The following is an 18752-nucleotide window of genomic DNA, read 5'->3' as shown; positions in this document are numbered from 1 at the left end:
CCGGACCCTGAGATCCGGAGCCCGCCCAGCGAGACGGTGTGGCCGTTACTTGGCGGCGTACTCCCGCTCCGGTGCCGCGTCGGCCGCCCGCGGGCCGCGGCCCTTGAGGACCGCCCAGCCGATGGCCAGGCACACGGCCCAGGCGGCGCCGACGTACAGCGAGATCCGGGCGTCCTTGTCGTACGCGATCAGGCCGGTGACGAAGATCAGGAAGATCAGCGCGACCCAGCTGAAGATCGCGCCGCCGGGGGCCGGGAAGGACGAGGCCCGGACCCGGCCGGCGCGCAGCGCGGCGCGGTAGCGGATGTGGCTGACCAGGATCATCGACCAGGCCCAGATGCCCGCGGCGGTGGCGACCGAGGTGACGTACTCGAAGGCCTTCTCCGGGACCAGGTAGTTCAGGATCACGCCGATGCCCATGAGGGCGACGGACAGGGTGATGCCGATCGCCGGGGTCTTACGGGCGCTGAGCTTGCCCAGCGCGGCCGGGGCCTCGCCGTTGGCGGCCAGGTCGCGCAGCATCCGGCCGGTGGAGTACATACCGGAGTTGCAGGACGACAGGGCGGCGGTGAGCACCACGAAGTTGACGATGCCCGCGGCGAAGGGGATGCCGATCACCGAGAAGGCGTGGACGAAGGGGCTCTCGCCCGCCGAGAACTCGGTCCACTTGACGACGGAGAGCAGCACCAGCAGGGCACCCACATAGAAGATGAGGATGCGCCAGGGCAGGGTGTTGATCGCCTTGGGCAGGGTCTTCTCCGGGTCCTCGGACTCGCCCGCGGTGACGCCGACCAGCTCGACGGCCAGGTAGGCGAACATCACACCTTGCAGGGTCATCAGGCTGTCGCCGATGCCGTTCGGGAAGACGCCGTGGTGCGACCAGAGGTTGGAGGCGGAGGCGGTGTCACCGGCGTCGGAGAAGCCGAGGGTGAGCACGCCGAGACCGATCACGATCATGCCGATGATCGCGGTGACCTTGACCATCGAGAACCAGAACTCGACCTCGCCGAAGATCTTCACCGAGATCAGGTTGACCCCGAACAGCACCACCAGGAAGACCAGGGCGCTGACCCACTGGGGGATCGAGGGGAACCAGAAGTGGATGTAGATGGCGGCCGCGGTGAGTTCGGCCATGCCGGTGACCACCCACATCAGCCAGTACGTCCAGCCGGTGACATAGCCGAAGAACGGGCCGAGGAACTCCCGGGCGTACTCCGAGAAGGAGCCGGTGACCGGCCGGTAGAGCAGCAGCTCGCCGAGCGCTCGCATGATGAAGAAGATGACCACGCCGGCGAGGGCGTACATCAGGATGATGCTGGGCCCGGCCTTGGCGATGTTCGCCCCGGCCTTCATGAAGAGCCCGACGCCGATGGCGCCGCCGATGGCGATCATCTGGACCTGGCGACTGCCCAGGCCCCGTTCGTAGCCCTCTTCGGAAGTGGTGCCCACGGCCGCATTGCCGACGGCGTCGTCTCCAGGTCGTTCGACCCGCGCTGAGGTCATGGTTTCTTCGCCCTTCTTGCAGTGGGGGGGCTGGCGATCGTGAAGATTTACCACGGCCGCAACGCAGATCAACACGGGTAGATGTGCGGCACACCACAGGAAGAAGCAGACAAAAGCCACCTCAACCGGCAAAAACCTCGGCCGAGGTGACACGATCGTTATCCGGACTTGAGCATCCTCTAAACGAACACTCAGTGATCAGGGCATCAGGGTTTCGACGAGGGTCTCCTGGAGTCCGCCGAGCCAGAAGTACGCCATCACCATGGGCTTACGCGGATCCGAGTCCGGCAGCCGCAGCAGCTCGCCGCCGTCGTCCTCGTCGGTGACCTCCAGCCGGGTGCCGATGGCCAGCCGCAGGTCGTTCAGCGCGCCGAGCCACTGCCGGGACTGCTCGGGCGACAGCTCCAGGACCCCCGTCCCGGCCTCCACACCTTCAGCCTCGGACTCGCGCTCCGCGCCGGCTTCCGCTCCCGCTCTCGATCCCGCGATGGCGTCCAGCCCGCGCACCACCGCGAGCGCGTCCTCGCGCTTACGGGCCCGAAGGTCGTTCTCCGTGTAGCGGCGGAACTCGGCCGAGGCGGCCTGCGCCGTGGCCTCCTCGTCGGCCCCCAGCTTCTGGCCGGGGCCGCCGTACGCGTCCGGGAAGAGCCGGGCCAGCGCCGGGTCCGCGGGCGGCTTGGTGGGCCCCTCGGCGAAAAGCGCGTCCAGCGGGTCGTGCCCCTCCACCGGCTCCGCACCGGGACCGATCAGCTCGAGCAGCTGAACCGCCAGGCTGCGCAGGATGGAGATCTCCACGTCATCCAGGGCCACCATGGCCCCGCCGCCGGGCAGCGGCTCGAAGTGCCCCGCCATCAGCGGTCCTGCGTGAGGGTCGCCCACAGTCCGTACCCGTGCATCGCCTGCACGTCGCGCTCCATCTCCTCGCGGCTGCCACTCGAGACGACCGCGCGACCCTTGTGGTGGACGTCCAGCATCAGTCGGTGCGCCTTGTCCTTTGAATAGCCGAAGTACGTCTGGAAGACATACGTGACATAGCTCATGAGATTGACCGGGTCGTTGTGCACGACGGTGACCCAGGGAACATCGGGCTCGGGAACCGCCGAGGGCGCCTCGCTGGACTGGGGACGTTCGATCTCCACCGGTGTCGCACTCACAACCCCCATGCTGCCACCCGGCATGGCGCGTCGCATAAACCGGCACCCAGAAATCGTCACTTTGACGAGTATCGGGGGTAGCATCATCGTCTATGAACACCGCTCAACTCGGACTGCCGGTGGACGTGCCCTCGACAGCGCTGTTCACCGACCGGTACGAACTGACCATGCTGCAGGCCGCCCTGCACGCCGGCACCGCCGACCGACGCTCGGTCTTCGAGGTCTTCACCCGCCGCCTCCCCGAGGGGCGGCGGTACGGTGTCGTCGCGGGCACCGGCCGGGTGCTGGACGCCGTGGAGAACTTCCGCTTCGACAGCGGCGTCCTGGACTTCCTCGCCGACCAGCACATCGTCGACGAGCCCACGCTGGCATGGCTCGCCGACTACCGCTTCCGCGGCGACATCTGGGGCTACCCGGAGGGCGAGGTCTACTTCCCCGGCTCGCCGATCATGCGCGTCGAAGGCAGCTTCGGCGAGGCCGTCCTGCTGGAGACGGTGATCCTCTCCATCCTCAACCACGACTCCGCGGTCGCCGCCGCGGCCTCCCGGATGTCCGTCGCCGCCGGCGGCCGGCCGCTGATCGAGATGGGCGCCCGCCGCACCCACGAGCTGTCCGCTGTCGCCTCGGCCCGCGCCGCGTACGTCGGAGGCTTCTCCTCCACCTCCGACCTGGCCGCCGGGTTCCGCTACAACATCCCCACCGTGGGCACCAGCGCGCACGCCTTCACCCTGCTGCACGACACCGAGCGCGACGCCTTCACCGCGCAGGTCGACTCCCTCGGCAGCGCCACCACCCTCCTGGTCGACACCTTCGACGTCGCCTCGGCGGTGCGCACCGCCGTCGAGGTCGCGGGCACCGAGCTGGGCTCGGTACGGATCGACTCCGGGGACCTGCTGCTGCTCGCCCACCGGGTGCGCCACCAGCTCGACGAGCTCGGCGCGAAGAACACCAAGATCGTGGTCACCAGCGACCTCGACGAATACGCCATCGCCTCGCTCGCGGCCGCGCCCGTGGACGCGTACGGGGTCGGCACCCAGCTGGTCACCGGCAGCGGTCACCCGACTTGTGCGATGGTCTACAAACTGGTCGCCAGGGCCGACTCCGACGCCCCGGAGGCGCCGCTGCGCCCCGTGGCGAAGAAGTCCATGGGGTCCAAGATCTCGGTCGGCGGCCGCAAGTGGGCCGCCCGGCGGCTGGACGAGGACGGCGTGGCCGAGGCCGAGGTGGTCGGCAGCGGTACGGTCCCGCCGGGCCTCGACGACCGGCAGCTGCTGGTCCAGCTGGTGCGCGGCGGCGAGGTCGTGGCCCGCGAGCCGCTGGACGCGGCACGCGAGCGGCATGTGACGGCGCGGGCCGGGCTGCCGTTGTCGGCGACGCAGCTCTCGCGCGGCGAGCCGGTCATCCCGACGGAGTACTCGATGCGGTGAGCCCAAGACCGGGGCCCGGGACCCCCGGGCCCCGTGCGGCCATGCGTGGGGCAGCCGCCCGCGGGGCAGCCATGTCCGGAGCGGCGCTACGTAGAGTGGCCGTACGTGCGAGGGCCGTACGCGGCACGGCCGCCGGTGGGACCGCTGCCGACGGGGCGTGATGCCGCGCACGACGCATGAGTACGGCGCACGGTTAGGGCGCACATCAGGGCGCAACGCGGCGCGCCGAGACGGCGTGCGCACCGGCCGATGCGGCGCGTGCGCCCGGCCTCGCGCCCGGCCGCCGTATCGTGCCGGAGCGCGATCCCGCCAGTCCGGCGTCCGGCCCCGGCCCACTCCCGCAAACCTGGCCGAGTGTCTACCCTCGGTGACATCCGCCACAGTCAGTAGATCACCAGCACACAGATCCCAGCCGGAAGGCGCACGCCATGCACCGGGCACTGATCGTCGTCGACGTCCAGAACGACTTCTGCGAGGGCGGCAGCCTCGCGGTCCAGGGCGGCGCGGATGTCGCCGCCGCCATCACCGATCTGATCGGGGAGGCGACGCCCGGTTACCGCCATGTCGTCGCCACCCGGGACCACCACATCGACCCCGGGGACCACTTCTCGGACCACCCGGATTACGAGCGCACCTGGCCGCCGCACTGCGTGGCGGGCACCGAGGGCAGCGGCTTCCACCCGAACTTCGCCCCCGCCGTCGCCTCCGGCGCCATCGACGCGGTCTTCGACAAGGGCGCGTACGAGGCGGCGTACAGCGGTTTCGAGGGGGCCAACGAGAACGGGATGCCGCTGGCGCGGTGGCTGCGCGAGCGCGGGGTGACCGAGGTGGACGTGGTCGGCATCGCCACCGACCACTGCGTCCGGGCCACGGCCCTGGACGCGCGCCGCGAGGGGTTCGCGACGCACGTCCTGCTGGATCTGACCGCCGGGGTCGCCGAGGCGACCACGGAGCGGGCCCTGGAGGAGCTTCGCGCGGCGGGCGTGGAGCTCTCCGGCAAGCCGGTCGTCTGATCCGCGCTACATCGGGTCCGCGCCATATCGGGCGACAGCCGGGCTACGCCGTCGCGGGCGGTCGCAGCAGTGCCGCGATGGGGTGCCACAGCTCCCCGACCCCGTACGGCGCCGTGCGCCACACCAGCCCGTCCGGATGGTGCAGCACCGCCGTGACCTCGTCCGGTGTCGGCGGCGCGCTGTTCCCCCGCAGGTACACCGCCCGCAGTCCGAGGTTGCGCAGCCTGGTCAGGGCGCGCTGCCGGTTCGCGGCGTGCACCAGCACCCGTACGCCGCCCTCGCCCAGTGGTCGCGGCAGGGTCAGTGCCACGACCACGCTGCCTCCCGGCAGCTTGGTGAATCCTCCGTCGGCCATCTGTTCATGTCCCCCGTGAGACGTCGTGTCAGCAAGAAAGGTCTAGGGGCATCTAAACGCGAACGGCCGCCGCCCGCTAGGGGGCGACGGCCGATGCCGCTCTGACCTGCGACGACGGCAGATCTATTGATCTAGGAAGCGGACGGAGAGACCTGGACGGTCAGCGTGGAGGCGCCGGGAAGCTCCTTCAGGATGCTGATCTTGGTGTTGTTGTCAGCAACCTTCACTCCACCCGTCGGATTCGACTCGTACCAGTAAGTCCCCTTACGGTCGTCGAAGACCGGTGCGCCCCGCTTTGCCGGGACCTTCGCGGCGGCCCCGTTCTTGTGGAGCGTGAAGCCGTCCGTCGGGTACCAGCTGAAGGGCGAGTCGTACGCCTGGATGCGGTTGCGCATCAGCGTGCCGTCCGCCCAGGTGTGCGCGGTGGCGTGCGCGTCGATCGGCAGGATCTGGCCGGAGCCGGGGTGGACGCCGACGTTGTTGTCCGGCTCCGAGGTGTCCCACAGCCAGATCAGCAGACCGTTCTGGTACGGGAAGTGCTCGACCCAGTCGGGCCGACTGCCCGCCCAGCCGAAGTTGTACGGGCCGACCTTGAGGGTCTTGTCGTACGACACGTACTGGCGGTTCTCCGCGATGTAGTACTGCGGGTAGTCCTTGGTGAAGGACGCCCCGATGCGCGAGAAGCCGTTCGTGGTCCAGCCGTTGTCGTCACCCTCGGCGCCGTCGGTCAGCACCGGCGCGCCGTCAGCCGTCAGGGTGATCGCGTCGGCCGCGAAGCCCGCCTGGGCGACACCGCCGTCCGTCTGGTAGCGGAAGCGCAGGTCGATCTTCTTGCCCGCGTAGGCGTCGAGCGGGAAGGAGAGCTTCTTGTACGCGCCCGAGGTCCCGGTCAGCGCGGGCTTGTCGCCGGCGTCGCGCGGGATGGCCTTGCCGTCCGCGGTGCCGTCCACCGGCGTCCAGTTGGCGCCGCCGTCCGTGGACACCTCGGCGTAGAGGTAGTCGAAGTTCTCCTCGATGTCCCACCAACCCTGAAGGTCCAGGCTCGCCTTGGACTTGCCGGTCAGGTCCACGGACCGGGTCAGGGTGTTCTTGAGATCGTCACCCATGCCGCTCCACCACTGCTTGGAGCCTTCTGCGGGCTGCGTGATCTTGGTGGTCTTGGCCTTGTCGGGCAGCTCGACCACCAGCGCCTGCGGGTTCTTGGTGTTGTACTCGGCCGGCCCGAGGGTGTGCCGGGACTTCGTGGCGGCCTTCGCCGTGTCGTAGTTCAGCCAGCCGAGCTGCAGCTTGTCCCAGGCGCTCATATCGCCGGGCAGATCGCCGATCGCGTCCTTGCCGGTGCCCAGCCAGGAGCCGGAGGACATCAGCGACCAGAAGGCCACGGACGATTCGCCCTTGCCGGTGGTGTCGTACTCGTCCGGCAGGCCCAGGTCATGGCCGTACTCATGGGCGAAGACGCCGAGTCCGCCGTTCTCCGGCTGCATGGTGTAGTCGCCGACCCAGATGCCGGTGTCGCCGATCTGCGCACCGCCGGACTTGTTGTCGCCGGGGCCGGTACGGCCCGCGTCGGTGCCGTACGCGTACCAGCGGTGGGCCCAGATCGCGTCCGTGCCCTGCGCGCCGCCGCCCGCCGACTCGTCCTCACCGGCGTGGACGATCTGGAAGTGGTCGATATAGCCGTCGGGCTCGTTGAAGTTGCCGTCGCCGTCGTAGTCGTAGCGGTCCCACTGGTCGTACTTGGCCAGGTCCGCCTTGATCTCGGCGTCGGTGCGGCCGGCCGCCTTCTGGTCCTTGGCCCACTGGTTGACGCCGTCGCGGATCAGGTCCCAGGCGTTGGCGCAGTTGGTGTCGCCGCAGTAGTTGGAGCCGTAACGGGCCTCGTTCCAGTCGACCTTGACCCAGTCGGAGACCTCGCCGTCCACCGAGTAGCGGCCCGAGGACTGCTTCTCGTAGTACTTCTTCAGCGACTCCTTCCCCTTGTCAGCGGAGAAGTAGAGGTCCTGGAAGTGCTGGCGGTTGTAGTCCTTCTGCCAGGCCGTGCTGTTGTCGTTCGCGCGGTCCGGCTCGGCGATCGTGTTGTGCGCCGGGCCCGGCGCGCCGCCGTACTTCTTGACCGGCGGCTCGGGGCCGTCCGCGCCGTCGGGGTCGTACATGGTGGTGTCGTCGACCTTGTCGCCGAACTCGACCAGGATGGTGAAGATCTTGTCGGTCTTCTCCCGGGCCAATTCGACGTACTTGCCCTTGCCGAGTTTCACCACCGAGGACGCGCCCCGCCGATCCGCCTTCGCGTCCCCGGATATGACCTGTTGCAGCGCCTCTTGCCGCTGCGCCTCCTGCTGCTTGCTGTAAGGCCCGGCCAGGTCGTGTTCGACGTCGGTCTTCGCGGGCGCGGGGTCGCGTCGCTCAACGCGCGTAGATGACCCATTGTCCGCCTGGGCTATGCCTGTCGACAGCCCCGCCGCGCCGAGCGCGGCGACCACGGTGGCGATGGCGGCCGTTCTCGCGGCCCTCCGTTGACTGCTCACGCTTCTCCAGTCCTCCCCAGTGACACCAGTGCGGGACATTTGACCGGAGAGGCAGGAGAAAAAACAGACCTTGACTTGGATACAGGGGACAAGTACGTTTCGCGACCCACCTTTACCGGATTCCGGACACCAACGGGCGTGCGAATCTCACCAGTTGGGACGGCGCGGGGCCATGTGCGCCCCTGCGCCCCCAATGCAACGGCCCCGTGGGTCAGGTCACGCTTACTTGCGTTTCCCGTCGGGCATTCAGCACCGTAGAGTCATTTTGCCGGTGCACACCCCTGTGACTCATGCCCCCCGCATAGTCGATGCCTTGAGGACGGATCCAGCCATGCCGCGTCCGACTCCTGCACAGTTCGCCTACGGTTCGGCCACCGTCGTCTTCTCGACCTTCGCCATGCTGCTGCTGACCCAGACGCGATCGGGCCTGGGAGTCGCGGTGATAGCCGTGGCCGGGCTGGCGCTCGGGCTCCTCGTCGCCGTCACGGTGCCGATGCCCGGCACCCCGCGCGCGGGCCGTTCGGCGGCGGCGCGTACGAACCGGCGGACCGTCCTGGTCCGCGCGCCGCGGACCCCCGCCCCCGCCACTCCCGCCGCCACCCCGGCCCACGCCCACGCCGAGCCGGTGGAGCCGCGGGTCAGCCAGCACTCGCTCCACGGCTGACGCCGCCGCGCGCTGGGCGGTACTGCTAGGCCGCCACCACTACGGTTTTCGCCGCCTTGTCGTGCAGACACTGGCGCAGCGGCTGGTCCCAGGTGCACCACAGGACGTTGAGCAGCCAGAACAGGGTGCCCACCAGCAGCGGGATCAGCATCCCGGGCAGTACGTACACCACGGCCCGCAGCCAGCCCTGGCGGCCCGGCACATCGCCGTCGGACAGCATCGCCACGCGGATGCGCAGCGCCTTCTTGCCGAGCGTCTGGCCGCTGCGGGCCAGCATCACGCCCTCGTAGACGAAGTAGACGGCCATGGTGATCACCAGCGACAGGGTCACCTTGCCCATGTCCTGCTCGCCGGGGTGGTCGTAGGCGTACTTGAGCGCGCCGGTCGAGGCGAGCGCCACGGTCCAGATGAACCCGAGGATCAGGGTGTCGACCAGCCGGGCGACGAAGCGCTGGCCGGGGGTGGCGGGCGGCGGCATGCCCACAGGGGGGTGGTGCTGCGGATACGACAGCTGGTCGGGGCTCATGCCCCGATTACACCAGCAGCGCGCGGGCGGCAGGTAGCTCGGGGGCTGCGATTTCGGGGCAGCGGATCATGAAGGCACGGCGACCACGACCGTCTTGGCGACCTTGTCGTGCAGACACTGGTGGTACGGCTGGTCCCAGGTGCACCACAACACATTGATCAGCCAGAAGATGAAGCCACAGCACGGCACGATCTCGGGCAGGGCATACGTACCGGCGCGCAGCCAGCCCGGCTGACCGGCCGGGATCTCCCCGTTCTCCAGCAGGGCGACGCGGATCTTCATCACCTTCTTGCCCACCGTCTGGCCGTACTTGGTCAGCATCAGCCCTTCGTAGAGGAAGTACACCAGGGCGTAGACGATCGTTATGGCGGTCGCCTCGTCGTTGTTGTTCACCGGGTCGTAGTCGCCCACGAGCACCGCCATCACCAGACCCACCGGGATGCCCACGATCAGCGCGTCGATGATCCGGGCGACGAGGCGGCGGCCGCGGTTCGCAAGCGGGGGCATGCCCGCGAGCGGGTCGGGGGCGCCGTACTCGCCGCCGTACTCGCCTCCGTACGGCGAGCCGAAGGAGGGAGGCGGCTGCTGCTTGGAGAACGCGTCGCCCTCCGGCTGCTCCTCGGCCCGCGGCTCGCCCGGCCCTGGCTCGCCTGGCCGGGGTTCCTCGGGCCTGGTCCCCTCGGACGGGGGCTCCTCGGACCGGGGTTGGTCGGGCCGGGGTTGGTCGGGCCGGGGTTGGTCGGGCCGGGGTTCGTCAGGCCCCGGGGTCGGCTGGTCGGTGCTCATGGCCCGAGTCGAACCCGGAGCCGGAGCCGCCGCATCCGGCGCGCTCCGTTCGGGCGAGCGGGATGGACCGTACGAGTCAGCGCCCCGTACAGCCCCTACCGCCTCACCGCCCCGGCACCGGCGTACAGCTCAGCCACGCCCCTGCGGCTCAGCCGCGACCAGCCACGAAGGTGCGCGCCGCCTTGTCGTGCCAGCACTGCCGCCAGGGCCGGTCGAACAGGCACCACAGCACATTGAGGACCCCGATCACCAGCAGCCAGAGCACCGAGTACACCAACCAGCGGCGCAGCGCGGCACCGAAGGAAGGGGTGTCGTGCCCCTCGATGTCCAGGACCCGCACCCCGCACAGCTTCTTGCCCAGCGTGGCGCCCCACTTCGCGGTCGGGAACGCCTCGTAGACCAGCCCGACGACGAGCAGCAGGCCGAGCACCACTCCGAGGTAGGCGCCCGTCGTGCCATCCAGCCAGTAGACGGTGACGGTCTCGCCGGTCAGCTTGGCGCGCTCCACCTTCTCGTCGAAGTGCTCGCTCGCCTTGGACCACAGGGGATACGCGGCGGCGCCGACGGCCCCGAGGAGTACGGCGGAGTCGATGAGCCGGGCCACGAGGCGACGGCCGAGGGAGGCGGGCCGGCCCTGGGCCTGGGCGGCCTGAAGGAAGGGGTTGTCGACGGGAGGCTTCCACGGAATGACGCCTTCAGGCGCACCGCCGGGGGCGCCCGGGCCCCCGCCCGGGCCCGCGCCTGGGACGGCACCGGGCGCGGGCTGCTGGGCGAGCTGCCGCACCTGCTGCTGCCAGCCGGGCTGGGATTGGGGTTGAGGCTGGGGTTGGGGCTGGGGTTGGGGCTGGGGTTGGGGTTGGGGCTGAGGCTGGGGCCGGGCTCCGGGTGTGGCAGGACCACCGTCGGGCAGCCCGACCGGGCCCTGCGCGGGAACGCCGTGGCCGGGCGCGGCCGGACCGCCGCCCGGAAGCACAACGCCGCCTTGCGGGGGCAGCGCACCCGCGCCCTGCACGGGAGCGGCCCCGCCGGGCTGCCCACCGGCCTGCCCGGACCAGCCAGGCTGTCCCTGCTGTCCCGGCTGTCCCTGCTGTCCCTGCTGTCCCTGCTGCTGCCCGGGCGCCGCCGTACCGCCGCTCTGCTTCGGCGCACCGCGCCCGAGGGCGCGCATCGTCATCGTGCCGTCGTCCCGCGTGGGCGCGCCGCTGCCCGCCCCCGATCCGGTCTGGCCGGGCCGGATCGCGCGGATGGAGATCGTGCCGTCCCCGCCTGTCGTACGCCCGCCGCCGGGCGCATCCGTATCACCGCTCGCGCCCGCGCCGGGGCCCGGCTCCGCCGGGGGCAGCTCCGGAGCGCGCCGCGCGGGCGGCAGAGCCTGCGCGCCCGCGGGACCGCCGGAGCCACCGGTACCACCAGAACCACCAGGACCACTGACGGCCCGGCGCGGATCCGGCACCCCGGGCCTGGCCGGCCCACCGGAAGCCGGGCCTCCGGCCCCCGCTCCCGGCTCCGCCGGGTTCGAGCCCCAGGAGACGCGGCGGTCCTGCTCCCCGCCGAAACCGGACTGCCGGGCCGCGTCCGCCTGCCAGGCCGACGCGGGCTCCGGCCGGGTGCCGTGCAGCCGCTGCGGATCGTTCCAGTCCATGCCGGCCGGAGCCGCGCCGCCCACACCCTGGGCAGGCGGCACGGGCTCGGGCCCCGGCCCGCTCCGTACGTCCATCTCACCGCGCGGACGCAGCTCCGGCAGCGCCCGTCCGCCGCTGTCTCCGACAGGGCCGGCAGAACCGGCAGCAGGACCGGCAGCAGGTGCCTCGTCGAGATACATGGGGCCGGTCTCGTCCGGCACCGGGGCCGTGACCTGCGTATGGGTCACCCCGGGCGGCGGCGCGGGCATGGCCTCGCCCTCGATCGGCGCGGGCCGACTGGTGCCGGGCACCCAGGCGGCGCCGTTCCAGTAACGGATGTAGCCGGGGATGGACGGATCAGGATAAAAACCAGGAAAGGAGGTGCCGTCCGCGGATCCTGAGGTAGGGGCGCTCATGATCTCCGATGTCCCGTATCTGCTCGGCCGTGCTGTGCTGCGCCGCGCCTGTGCGGTGCGTCGCGGTGGGGGGCGACAAGCAGTCTGCCGTACAAGAGCCGCAGTGCAACACGGAGCGCGCTGTCAAGGTCTATCAGACCGGCCCGAGGCCCGTACCCATCCTGGGTGGGCACCACTCTCCCGTGCGAGCGCGACGCCGCCGTACACCCGCGGGCCTCTGGCTGGGTCCGGCCCGCCTAGGTCCAGCAGACCTACGTTGACACGGCCGCGAGCCTTTCCGGCCACGAATACTGGAATCCATGGACCGCAACACCGAGCTCAGCGAGTTCCTGCGGACCCGCAGGGCCCGGCTGCGCCCTGAGGACGCGGGCGTGAACGCAACCACCTCCGGCCCCCGCCGGGTGCCGGGGCTGCGCCGCGAGGAGCTGGCACATCTGGCCGGGGTCAGCACCGACTACTACACCCGGCTGGAACAGGGCCGCCATCTGAATGTCTCGGAGGCGGTGCTGGACGCCGTCGCGCGCGCCCTGCATCTGAACGACACCGAACGTGCGTACCTCTTCGAGCTGGCCAGGCCACGGCCGCGCCGCACCCAGCGCCGCCGGCCGCTCCGCCCCCAGCGGGTGCGGCCCGGGGTGTACCGCGTGCTGCAGATGCTGGAGGGGGTCTCGCCCGCCTTCGTGCTCGGGCGCGGGGGCGATGTGCTGGCCTCCAACCGGCTGGCCCGCGCGCTGATCATCGACTTCGATGCGCTGCCGTACCGCGAGCGGAACCTGACCCGCTTCATGTTCCTCGACCCGGCGGCCCGCGAGCTGTACCGCGAGTGGGACAAGTACGCGTCGGAGATGGTGGCCACCCTGCGGCTCCAGGCGGGCCGCCAGGCCGATGACCCGGTCCTCACCGAGCTCGTCGGCGAGCTGACGATCAAGAGCCCGGAGTTCCGTACGTGGTGGGCCGATCACAACGTGCGGGAGAAGTCGCACGGCGTCAAGCTCTACCACCACCCGGTGGTCGGGGACATGACGCTCGCCTACGAGAACGTGACCTTCCCCGGCGATGACGATCAGGCGATGTGCATTTACACGGTCGAGTCCGGATCCCCCTCCGAGGCGGCACTGCAGCTACTCGCGAACTGGACCGCGACCGCGCCCCCCGACCGCGCCTCGTCCTCTTCTCCCTCTTCCCCCTCTCCCTCCTCCCGTCCCCCCTCCATACCCCGAAACCCCGTTCACGGAGATCACTGATATGACCACCAGCGTCACCGCGTACGCTGCCCCTGCCCCCAAGGCCCCGCTCGAGCGCACCACCATTGAGCGCCGCCCGGTCGGCGAGCACGACATCCTGATCGAGATCGCGTACGCCGGCATCTGCCACTCCGATATCCACCAGGCCCGCGAGGAGTGGGGCAGCGCCCTGTTCCCGATGGTCCCCGGCCATGAGATCGCGGGCATCGTCACCGAGGTCGGCTCCGGCGTCACCAAGTACGCCGTCGGCGACCGGGTCGGCGTCGGCTGCTTCGTCGACTCCTGCCGCGAATGCGAGAACTGCCTGGCGGGCGAGGAGCAGTTCTGCCTCAAGGGCGAGGTGTCGACGTACAACGGCAGGCAGTACGACGGCTCCCCCACCTACGGCGGCTACAGCACGCACGTCGTCGTCGACGAGAACTACGCGCTGCGCATCCCCGACGGCCTGTCCCTCGACGTCGCCGCCCCGCTGCTGTGCGCCGGCATCACCCTCTACTCCCCGCTGGACCACTGGAACGCGGGCCCCGGCAAGAAGGTCGCCATCGTCGGCCTCGGCGGCCTCGGCCACATGGGCGTCAAGATCGCCCACGCCATGGGCGCGGAGGTCACCGTCCTGTCCCAGTCCCTCCGCAAGAAGGACGACGGGCTGCGGCTGGGCGCCGACCACTTCTACGCGACCAGCGACGAGTCGACGTTCGCCGAGCTGGCCGGCTCCTTCGACCTCATCATCAACACGGTCTCGGCGAACCTCCCGCTGGACGCGTACCTCTCGCTGCTCAAGCGCGACGGCACGATGGTGCACGTGGGCGGCCCGGAGTTCCCGAGCTCGTTCAACCAGTTCTCGCTGATCATGGGCCGTAAGTCGATGGCGGGCTCGAAGATCGGCGGCATCCGGCAGACGCAGGAGATGCTGGACTTCTGCGCGGAGCACGGCTTCGGCGCGGAGATCGAGGTGATCCCGGCCGACCAGATCAACGAGGCTTACGACCGGGTCGTGAGCAGCGATGTGCGGTACCGGTTCGTGATCGACATCGCGTCGCTGAAGGGCTAGTAGGTGGTGTGGTCAGTCTTCGTGGCTATGGTCGCCACGAAGGCCGACCATAGCCACGAAGGCCGACCATCGTCACGAAGGCCGATCCCAAAGGTGCAGGCCCCGTACAACTAAAGTCAATCAGGCGCAGACCATCGGCTGACGACGGGGTGCGCCGTTATTCCCGAAACTGGTGGTGGGTCGCAGAGCGCGGGCCAGGACACCAGGGGGAACCACCATGCGGGGCAGGGGAATCAGCCGGGCGCGTTTTCTGGCAGGGGCGGGGGCCCTGGGAGCCGTTGGGGCAGCTGCGACCGTTGCGGCGTCGGGTGCGTCGGGTGCGCCGCTGACACCGGGCCGGGCCGGGGAGCGAAGTCGCGGCGGCCCGGGCGGCCTGACCTATCGGGGCGTGTCGTACGAGGTCATCGACGGCGAGACGCCGGCGACGAGTTGGAGCGCCACGCGGATGCGCAAGGACATCCAGGTCATCAAGAACGATCTGCACGCCGGCTCGGTGTCGGTCTTCGGCGATGGCCTCGACCGGCTCAAGGCCACATCCTCGGAGGCGGCGGAGCAGGGGTTGCACGTCTGGCTCCAGCCGCGTCTGGCGGATGTCTCCCACCAGGACATCCTCGACCACTTGGCGGAGACGGGCAGGCATGCCGAGCAACTGCGGCGCCAGGGCACGCGGGTCCACCTGAGCGTGGGCGCCGAATTCGTGTTGTTCGTGCCGGGCATCGTGCCGGGTGACAACGCTCTTGAGCGCGTGAAGAACATGCTGAGCGGAAACTTCGACCCCGAGAAGATGGTGCGTAGGCTGCGCGAGTTCACCGCGCGGGCCGCGAAGGTCGGCAGGTCCGTCTTCAAGGGCCGGATGACGTATGGCGCGGCGCAGGACGAGGAGGTCGACTGGGACCTGTTCGACATGGTCAGCGTCAACTACTACTCGTACTTCCCGAACAAGGCCGACTACGTCCGCGAGCTCACCCCCTTCCTGCGCTGGGGCAAGCCGGTCGTCATCTCCGAGTTCGGCACCTGCACCTTCAAGGGCGCCCCGGAGCAGGGCGGCATGGGCTGGAACGTCGTGGACTACGACAAGGACCCCCCGGAGATCGTCGGCGATCTGGCCCGCAGCGAGCGGACCCAGGCCGCGTACCTCACCGATCTGCTCAATGTCTTCGAGTCAATGAACCTCTACGCGGCCCTGGTGTACCAGTTCGTCACCCCCGATGCCCCGCATCGGACCAACCCGCGCTACGACCTCGACCTGGCGAGCTACGGCATCGTCAAGCCGATCTGGAAGACCTTCGAGGACCCGACGCCCCACTGGCACTGGGAACCGAAGGAAGCGTTCCACGCACTGGCCCAGCACTACGGCCGCCACGTACGGTAGATATGTGCAGGACAACGACGGTGCCCGCTTCGCATACTGACCAGCATGGCCACTTATGACACACTCGGCACGACGTACGCCCGCACCCGACAGCCGGATCCGCGGATCGCCGCGCAGATCCACGCGGCGCTCGGGAACGTCACCGACGTGATCAACGTCGGAGCGGGCACCGGCTCCTATGAACCGCCGCAGACGGCCCTCGCGGTCGAGCCCAGCCAGGTCATGATCGCCCAGCGTCCGCCGGGATCCGCGCCCGCCGTGCAGGCCGTCGCGGAACGGTTGCCGCTGTGTGACGACGCAGCCGATGCCGCGTTGGCCCTGCTGACCGTCCACCACTGGACCGACCTGGCAGCCGGGATCGACGAACTGCGCAGGGTCGCCCGCCGCCGCATCGTCATCCTGACGTGGGACCAGCAGGTCTTCCGTGAGCGGTTCTGGCTCGTCCGGGACTACCTCCCGGAGGCGGCCGCGTTCGACGACACCCGTGCCACCCCGACCGACCAACTGATCGGCCTGCTCGGCGGGGCGCGCCAGGAGCCGGTGCCGGTCCCCCACGACTGCGTGGACGGATTCGGTGCCGCATACTGGCGCCGCCCCGAGGCCTATCTCGACCCGCAGGTGCGCGCGGGGATCTCCCTGCTCGCCCAGACCGGCGAGGACACCATCGCACCCGGTCTGGCCCGGCTTGCGGACGATCTGACGACCGGCCGCTGGCACACCCGCCACGCCGAACTGCTCGCGCTCGACACCATCGACGTCGGATACCGGCTGCTGGTGACCGACCTCTGAACGATCTCGTGGTCGGGCACCCGGAACCCCGCACTCACCCAGCGGTCAGTTGGTGGCCAGGTCGGCGTGGATGAGTTTGTGATCGGAGAAGTTCTCGTGGACGCCGACGCCGGAGGAACTGAAGGCACCGCCATTGCGCAGGAAGATGTAGTCGTACTTCTTTCCCCCGGGCCTGGTGGAGTCTTCTGTCATCTTGCAGGGGAAAAGGTAATGGGTCGGACCGCAGGCAGGGTCGGCGTCATGGAATTTCGACCACATGGGAGACAGTTCACGGGCGTTCGGCTCGGTGTTGAAGTCCCCGAGCACAATGACGTCCGGATAGGCCCGGACGGCTGCGATGAGTTCCCCGACCTGCACTTTACGCACATTGGCCCGCCCGGCCTGAGCGGCAAGGTGGGTCGCGAAGACCCGCACCTTCCTGCCCGAGACAGTCGTATCGGCGGCCACGTATCCGCGGGGCTCACTCCCGCCCTGTGAGTAATGGCGGTTCACCTTGTTGGTGAGCGGCGCGGCGGACAGAATCGCGTTCCCGTAGGCGGAACCGAACTCGTAGCAGTTCCACCGGGTGTTCATCGTGTTTCCGTGTGCGGCGTAGTACCGGTAGCCCTTTGCCCTCAGCTCACTGATAACGCGTTGTGTCTCACCGACGCAGATCTCCTCCAGTGCGATGACTTGGGGCCTGTACTTGACGATCTGGTCCACGATCTGGTCAACGTGGTAGTGCGGGTTGGAAACGCGGCACGGATTGCACACGTTGAAGCTCGCGACCCGATTCGGGAAGACAGCCTTCCACTCGGGCGAAGACTTCCACTCGGGCGAAGAAATCCCCGTAGCGGAACCATCCACCTGCGTCCGCGGTGGAGCGATCACCTGTGCGGGTGTAGTGGCCATACACGCCCCGGACTCCACAGCCGACACCGAGGACAGCAGCAGGGCCAGTGCGGCGGCGATGGCCGTGCACATCGCCCTCGCCCGGGGCTCAGCGGCCTCAGCGGCCGGGACGCGTGAGGAGGGTGCGTACGCCGCCCCCGGTGAGGGTCACCTCTTCGGGCGCGCCCGCGTCGATGGCCAGCGAGAGCTCATCGGAGGGCCAGCCCTGGGCAAGTGCGCCCAGCGGCACCCGGTGGTAGCGGTGGATCTGCGGCAGGGCCTGGTGCATACGGTCCGGGGTGGTGAAGACCGGCACCAGCTGGGCACCGTCGTCCTGTTCGAGCACGGGGAGCGTCACGGCCTGCGGGTCCGTATCCTCCACGCCCTCGGGAGCGGGAAGCAGCACCTCGCTACTGGCGAGGGTGTCCAGCGCCGTATCGTCCGCCCGGTTGGCCGCGAGTTCGCCGAGGGCGTGCTGGGTGGCGTGGACGGTGCTGTCGTCGGGGAGGTCACTCATGGTTCTCTCCAGCGATCGGAGTGGCATATGGGCAGGTCAGCGGCCGATCCGAACGAGCCGAACCGGTTTTCCGTCGGTCGTAAGCCCGCCGAGTACCCGACTCCGTGGCGTTGAGACATCCCGTGCGCACATGCCACACCCACCGCGGCAGGAGGATCATCGACCAGTATGTCGAGCCCAGCAGCGAAAAACGCACATGACTGACATCCAACTCCTATGGGGAGATTTCCGGCTCCCGATCCGGGATGCGCTCCATCTCACGGACGGAAATTCGTACGACGCGGCCCTCTCACCGGGCACGCCGAACGGCTTCAGGCTTCTTGGGGCCTTCGATCTGCATCAGGTAATCACAAGCGAACCGGATTGGACGTCCGAGGTCGATGGACTCAAATCCGTGGAGCTGGCTCATGGCGGTTTCCTCTGGGGCGGTGAGGGTTCCTACGGCTCGGAAGGATTCATAGCGCGTTTGACTCCCGACCGTTCACTTATGTGGGCTGTCTTCCTCACCGAATCGAACCCGTTCCAAGAGATTCGGCTACACGGCAAGATCGCGTCCTTCGTCTCGACCTCAGCCGTCGAAATAACCGTCGATATCGACGACCCACGGCGTCCGGTCAGCGAAGCGAAGTGAACTTGCCGGTCACGGGAGCACGTCAAGGTCGATCCCGCCCGAACTCCCCTTCCAGTACTCCTGGTGGAAGCGCAGCGGCACACCGGGGGCGAAGGCGCGTAGCGCGGTGGTGAGGCCGTCGGGGTCGATACGCCAGAGGACCATGGTGCGGCTGTCCCGGACGACCTCGTACTCGATGTGGGGGGCCACGCGCGCGGCCGCCTCGGGCCTCCGGGCTCGGCGTCACCCTCGTACCGAACGTCACGGTGCGGCAGATTCAGCCACCCGCGCCGTACCATGAGGCCCCG

General features: G+C 69.4%; 19 protein-coding genes. 8 read left to right on the top strand and 11 right to left on the bottom strand.

The features are described from left to right. Positions 1–45: 45 nt before the first annotated feature. The 3 genes from ACFV2X_RS27150 to clpS form a co-directional block, all read right to left on the bottom strand. Positions 46–1503 (bottom strand): amino acid permease, encoded by a 1458-nt coding sequence (locus tag ACFV2X_RS27150; protein ID WP_385621095.1) that lies wholly within the window; start codon positions 1501–1503, stop codon positions 46–48. Between the two features lie 198 nt (positions 1504–1701). Continuing rightward, a complete protein-coding gene (locus ACFV2X_RS27145; RefSeq protein WP_385621092.1) occupies positions 1702–2355 on the bottom strand; it encodes a DUF2017 domain-containing protein in 654 nt (217 codons plus the stop codon). After that, a complete protein-coding gene (clpS, locus tag ACFV2X_RS27140) occupies positions 2355–2666 on the bottom strand; it encodes an ATP-dependent Clp protease adapter ClpS (protein ID WP_179285593.1) in 312 nt (103 codons plus the stop codon). The genes ACFV2X_RS27145 and clpS overlap by 1 nt, the downstream gene beginning before the upstream one ends. Positions 2667–2749: 83 nt before the next feature. Between clpS and ACFV2X_RS27135 the strand changes: the two genes are divergently transcribed. Both ACFV2X_RS27135 and ACFV2X_RS27130 read left to right on the top strand, forming a co-directional pair. Continuing rightward, entirely contained in the window at positions 2750–4084 is a 1335-nt protein-coding gene (locus ACFV2X_RS27135) for a nicotinate phosphoribosyltransferase (protein ID WP_385621090.1), read from the top strand. A 428-nt stretch (positions 4085–4512) separates the two neighbouring features. Next, positions 4513–5097, top strand: coding sequence for a nicotinamidase (locus tag ACFV2X_RS27130; RefSeq protein WP_385621087.1), 585 nt, complete (start codon positions 4513–4515; stop codon positions 5095–5097). Positions 5098–5140: 43 nt separating this feature from the next. Here ACFV2X_RS27130 and ACFV2X_RS27125 read toward each other — a convergent pair whose 3' ends face one another. After that, complete coding sequence (locus ACFV2X_RS27125) at positions 5141–5452, bottom strand: hypothetical protein (RefSeq protein WP_089512381.1); 312 nt, start codon at positions 5450–5452, stop codon at positions 5141–5143. Positions 5453–5583: 131 nt separating this feature from the next. Further along, positions 5584–7977: an immune inhibitor A domain-containing protein gene (locus tag ACFV2X_RS27120; protein WP_385621085.1), complete on the bottom strand. Its 2394-nt coding sequence runs from the start codon at positions 7975–7977 to the stop codon at positions 5584–5586. Between the two features lie 331 nt (positions 7978–8308). Here ACFV2X_RS27120 and ACFV2X_RS27115 point away from each other — a divergent pair, with 331 nt between their 5' ends. Then, on the top strand, positions 8309–8641 hold the full coding sequence (locus tag ACFV2X_RS27115) for a hypothetical protein (RefSeq protein ID WP_385621083.1): 333 nt from the start codon (positions 8309–8311) through the stop codon (positions 8639–8641). A gap of 25 nt (positions 8642–8666) precedes the next feature. Here ACFV2X_RS27115 and ACFV2X_RS27110 read toward each other — a convergent pair whose 3' ends face one another. The 3 genes from ACFV2X_RS27110 to ACFV2X_RS27100 all read right to left on the bottom strand — a co-directional run bounded on the left by ACFV2X_RS27110 (position 8667) and on the right by ACFV2X_RS27100 (position 11991). Next, a complete protein-coding gene (locus tag ACFV2X_RS27110; protein WP_055414011.1) occupies positions 8667–9167 on the bottom strand; it encodes an RDD family protein in 501 nt (166 codons plus the stop codon). 66 nt (positions 9168–9233) lie between these two features. Continuing rightward, a complete protein-coding gene (locus ACFV2X_RS27105) occupies positions 9234–9953 on the bottom strand; it encodes an RDD family protein (RefSeq protein WP_385621080.1) in 720 nt (239 codons plus the stop codon). Positions 9954–10101: 148 nt separating this feature from the next. Beyond that, positions 10102–11991 carry an RDD family protein gene (locus tag ACFV2X_RS27100; RefSeq protein ID WP_385621077.1) on the bottom strand — a complete coding sequence of 630 codons (1890 nt, stop codon included), beginning with the start codon at positions 11989–11991 and terminating at the stop codon, positions 10102–10104. A 299-nt stretch (positions 11992–12290) separates the two neighbouring features. Here ACFV2X_RS27100 and ACFV2X_RS27095 point away from each other — a divergent pair, with 299 nt between their 5' ends. From ACFV2X_RS27095 to ACFV2X_RS27080, 4 genes are all read left to right on the top strand, one after another. After that, positions 12291–13235, top strand: coding sequence for a helix-turn-helix transcriptional regulator (locus ACFV2X_RS27095; RefSeq protein WP_385621074.1), 945 nt, complete (start codon positions 12291–12293; stop codon positions 13233–13235). 1 nt (position 13236) lies between these two features. Continuing rightward, on the top strand, positions 13237–14286 hold the full coding sequence (locus ACFV2X_RS27090) for an NAD(P)-dependent alcohol dehydrogenase (protein ID WP_385621071.1): 1050 nt from the start codon (positions 13237–13239) through the stop codon (positions 14284–14286). A 217-nt stretch (positions 14287–14503) separates the two neighbouring features. Next, complete coding sequence (locus ACFV2X_RS27085; protein ID WP_385621069.1) at positions 14504–15658, top strand: abortive phage infection protein; 1155 nt, start codon at positions 14504–14506, stop codon at positions 15656–15658. 45 nt (positions 15659–15703) lie between these two features. After that, positions 15704–16447: a methyltransferase domain-containing protein gene (locus tag ACFV2X_RS27080; protein WP_385621067.1), complete on the top strand. Its 744-nt coding sequence runs from the start codon at positions 15704–15706 to the stop codon at positions 16445–16447. 45 nt (positions 16448–16492) lie between these two features. On the opposite strand, the gene ACFV2X_RS27075 is transcribed toward ACFV2X_RS27080, so the two are convergent. Together ACFV2X_RS27075 and ACFV2X_RS27070 are read right to left on the bottom strand one after the other, a co-directional pair. After that, on the bottom strand, positions 16493–17410 hold the full coding sequence (locus ACFV2X_RS27075) for an endonuclease/exonuclease/phosphatase family protein (protein ID WP_385621066.1): 918 nt from the start codon (positions 17408–17410) through the stop codon (positions 16493–16495). Positions 17411–17435: 25 nt separating this feature from the next. Next, positions 17436–17834: an SseB family protein gene (locus ACFV2X_RS27070; RefSeq protein WP_089512370.1), complete on the bottom strand. Its 399-nt coding sequence runs from the start codon at positions 17832–17834 to the stop codon at positions 17436–17438. Positions 17835–18030: 196 nt separating this feature from the next. Between ACFV2X_RS27070 and ACFV2X_RS27065 the strand changes: the two genes are divergently transcribed. Further along, positions 18031–18465, top strand: a complete 435-nt coding sequence (locus ACFV2X_RS27065) for a hypothetical protein (RefSeq protein WP_385621064.1) — start codon at positions 18031–18033, stop codon at positions 18463–18465. Between the two features lie 9 nt (positions 18466–18474). Here ACFV2X_RS27065 and ACFV2X_RS27060 read toward each other — a convergent pair whose 3' ends face one another. Continuing rightward, a complete protein-coding gene (locus ACFV2X_RS27060; protein WP_385621062.1) occupies positions 18475–18654 on the bottom strand; it encodes a hypothetical protein in 180 nt (59 codons plus the stop codon). Positions 18655–18752 lie beyond the last annotated feature (98 nt).

It is taken from the genome of Streptomyces sp. NPDC059679, from assembly GCF_042734105.1.
Taxonomy (GTDB): domain Bacteria; phylum Actinomycetota; class Actinomycetes; order Streptomycetales; family Streptomycetaceae; genus Streptomyces.
The sequence above is the reverse complement of the archived record's forward strand: the minus strand, read 5'-3'. Positions and strand labels throughout refer to the sequence as shown.